At 29.1% G+C, this 3,317-nt stretch carries 3 protein-coding genes and 1 pseudogene; all 4 read right to left on the bottom strand.

Translation table 11 applies throughout. The features are described from left to right. Window positions 1-72: 72 nt before the first annotated feature. Window positions 73-1,194 carry an RES family NAD+ phosphorylase gene (locus tag RWS90_RS07730; RefSeq protein WP_314550218.1) on the bottom strand — a complete coding sequence of 374 codons (1,122 nt, stop codon included), beginning with the start codon at window positions 1,192-1,194 and terminating at the stop codon, window positions 73-75. Window positions 1,195-1,199: 5 nt separating this feature from the next. Next, window positions 1,200-2,159: a sce7725 family protein gene (locus tag RWS90_RS07725; RefSeq protein WP_314550216.1), complete on the bottom strand. Its 960-nt coding sequence runs from the start codon at window positions 2,157-2,159 to the stop codon at window positions 1,200-1,202. Between the two features lie 11 nt (window positions 2,160-2,170). Beyond that, window positions 2,171-2,989 carry a sce7726 family protein gene (locus RWS90_RS07720; protein WP_314550214.1) on the bottom strand — a complete coding sequence of 273 codons (819 nt, stop codon included), beginning with the start codon at window positions 2,987-2,989 and terminating at the stop codon, window positions 2,171-2,173. A gap of 143 nt (window positions 2,990-3,132) precedes the next feature. Continuing rightward, a pseudogene (locus RWS90_RS07715) lies at window positions 3,133-3,317 on the bottom strand (UDP-N-acetylenolpyruvoylglucosamine reductase); the annotation flags it as partial.

Below are 3,317 nucleotides of genomic sequence, written 5' to 3'. Positions count from 1 at the left end.
TATTCCCAAAATTGGCAACACTTAATTATAACGTAGTCTATAGAAAAAAGTCAAAACAGTCATGGAAGATTCTTATACACGTATTTCACGATGATACTCAACTGAACTAATATAGTACTTTACAACATTAATACACTCACATTTACAAGAATCTAAAGAAGTTTCAAACAATACAATATTTCTTTCAGTTTGACTATGTGTACTAGCAAACTCAATTCCATCGTAAATTTTTAAATTATTATTATCTGTGATACTTTTTATATAATCTGAAATATACTGAGTAGCTATGTAATCTAATGGATCGTCACTACTTGCCTGTGGAGTTCTTATATTTTCACTAATTTCCTCTAAAAAGCTTCTATTAATATCTATCTCCGCAATATCAAAAGCAGCATTATTACCATATGGGACCTTAAAAGGGCTAATTTTATTAATCTTAGATAAATTAACCAATTTAATTGGACTATTTAGTTCAAATTTACCTATACATACTACGTCAAATACACCAGCACGAATCTCTTTAATACAGGTTTTCTCATCCGTTGCTAAGTATAGGCAGGCAACTCCCTTTGCATTTATTCGACCTTCACCACTTTTTCCAGGCTTAGGTGCTCCCATATTTCTTTTATCAATCGTCTCACCATTATGACTTTTTCTAGCCCGATATAAAGATAAACTATTAGGTTCATAATCACTTTCAATATATGAAAATAAAGATTTTAATACATCTATATTTATATTACTAGGATGGTAGCGATTTTCTTCCTTCAATTGTTTTCTAAATTCAGACCAACTCATATTTTTTAAAATACTATGTTGTTTAACATATTCAGAGTCTAATTTCTTTATTAGTACTATTTTTTGATTTAATAAATCTTGATGTCCATTGAAATACTCTTTACAAATAGATTCTATTAATGACATTATCTTATTGTTATCTAACTGAGGATTAAAGATTTTCCAAACAGACTGTAATTCATCAATCAACAACTCACCAGCATCATGTATTTTATAGCTATCTAGAAATGCTTCAAAAAGTTCTTTTATAAATTTTATTGCTGTAGATTCCTCAGTATCATATAATACTGAACGACTACCACAATTAGGACAGCAGTCAAGAGGTTCATTATTATTAGACCTTTTTAAGACAGCTTTCAATTCCTCATCATTAAAACAATTCTCACAAATTTTCATATCTATCACCCTTGTAATGATTGAAAATATCGATATACTACCTCTAGATGTTGTTGAATTGACAATTTTTTTATAGTTCCCAACCCAGGATATCGACCTTCACTTTGCAACTGTCTAAATTGACATAATGCAGGCGTATCGATATCCTCAGAATTCGCCCAATCAATTAATTTGTATAAAGCTTCACTAAACTTTCCAGCGGGATTTGTTATATCAGAATTAGAATCAGATACAAAGTGCCTAATATATAATTCTCGAGATTGTGAATTCATATATATTATATGAATTGCTACGGCTCTAGGTGCAAATCCCCCCATCATAAAATCATTACCTACTATAGAATAATCTGAATATCCGGTAAAATGATCTTGACTAAAATATAGATGGTCAGAAGAAAAGAATTCATTAATATTATGTGCATAATCAGAATTTCGTTGTAATTTATTAAATCTATCATTACACAAAACTAAAGAACCAACAGTGCCCGCTAACATGCGAGTGAAGTCACGACTCTCACCAACTAATGTATATAAAAACTGATCAATATTATTATGAAATTCTAAAGCTTGAGAAATACGAGACTGTTCTAAGCAAATAGAAATACATCGTTCTACCTGGTACCCAGCATTAACTATAGTTGAAAAAGTGCCATTACAATTATCATCTATATATATAACAGGTAATACATAATCAGTATTTCCCTCTATTGAACTTAAAAAGGCTGTTATCTCTTCTGCTGTAACGTCTGTTAACTCTCTTTTAGGGTTAAAAATTATCCCTATGTAACTATGCTGCTCAATAAAGGCATTTATTGTTCTACTTAAACGAGTAGTCAAATTAATAGGTTCCACAATAGGTATTATTTGATTCTCTCTTTCAAGTGAAGCAGCAAATAAATTGTTTTGAACTTCTTCTTCTAGTGCAAGTAATTCATATTGCCGACCTCGAAATATAGGTAAATACATATGAACCTCCCTCAATTATTAAGAAAAGAAATTAACTTAGAATAATCAGACTTACTAAATTTAGAAAAATAAATTAGAGATCTTAAAGATTTTGGTAAACACTCAATTTGCTCATTAGAATATTTTTTAAAATTTCTATTTTTTAAGCAAAACAAAAACTTCTTGTAGAGCAAATTATAATCTATTTTTAAAAATAAATCCCTGCAAGCATTATAGTATTCAAAATCGTTTGTTTCAGGCAAAAAACCATAGTAGGCATTTAAGATCTCTTCAAATTCATATTTACGCAACATAGAAAACCATATATTTTTATCAAGTCTATCGGTATATCGTATAGCCTCTCTTTTTATAGATAATGTCATTCGAGATGTTAGTACAATAATTCCTACAGAAGTAGACTCCAAAATAGACATTACAGAATTCAAATGATTCTCAGATATCACAACATATACTAAATCAAATGCTTTATAATAATTATTAACTTGAGTTTCTAAGCGATCTAAAGAATCTAATTCAGTCTTAATTTCATATACAGTAGCTGTTCCATTTAAAAGTACAAAATCTGCAATCGACTTACCTACCGGGAGCTCTACAAGTGCCGATGTTGTATTTAAATTATGCTTACCTAACAATAACTTATTAAATAATGTATTCTTATATACATATTCACTACGATAGTTTTTAACTAACTCATTATACAAATATTCAAATATATCATAATGCGTAGATCTTAATGATTTAGCATAAAATTTCAGTTTAGAGTCATCATTCATGGCTTTAAGTATATTATTTTTTGTAAAAATTTTATTTAATGCTATCATTCCAGCCATATTTTACAACCCTTTTATTAAAAAATATCATTCATCTTCTATCTTCGACATCATTTAATTATTATTTTAATATGAATATTTCATTAAAGCTATAAAAAGTTCAACTTTCTACAGAAAATTGAACTTTTTATATTTCTATTTAGTTAGTCTTCACCAATCATACGTACTTCTGGCTCCAGATGTACACCATGTTGATCATATACGCGTTTTTGTACTTCTTTAATAAGATCAAGTACATCTTTAGCTTTAGCATTGCCAGTATTGATAACAAAACCAGCATGCTTATGAGATACTTGTGCATCACCAACAGATAACCCTTTAAGACCTG

The sequence above is a fragment of the uncultured Gemella sp. genome (assembly GCF_963529685.1).
Classification (GTDB): Bacteria; Bacillota; Bacilli; order Staphylococcales; family Gemellaceae; genus Gemella.
Note: the sequence above shows the minus strand (reverse complement) of the source record. Positions and strands in the feature narration are given on the sequence as shown.

What these genes read in the sequence shown, in the direction of transcription:
- RWS90_RS07725 (WP_314550216.1), bottom strand. Translation starts at nt 2,159, where the DNA reads ATGTATTTACCTATATTTCGAGGTCGGCAATATGAATTACTTGCACTA.
- RWS90_RS07720 (WP_314550214.1), bottom strand. Translation starts at nt 2,989, where the DNA reads ATGGCTGGAATGATAGCATTAAATAAAATTTTTACAAAAAATAATATA.
- RWS90_RS07730 (WP_314550218.1), bottom strand. Translation starts at nt 1,194, where the DNA reads ATGAAAATTTGTGAGAATTGTTTTAATGATGAGGAATTGAAAGCTGTC.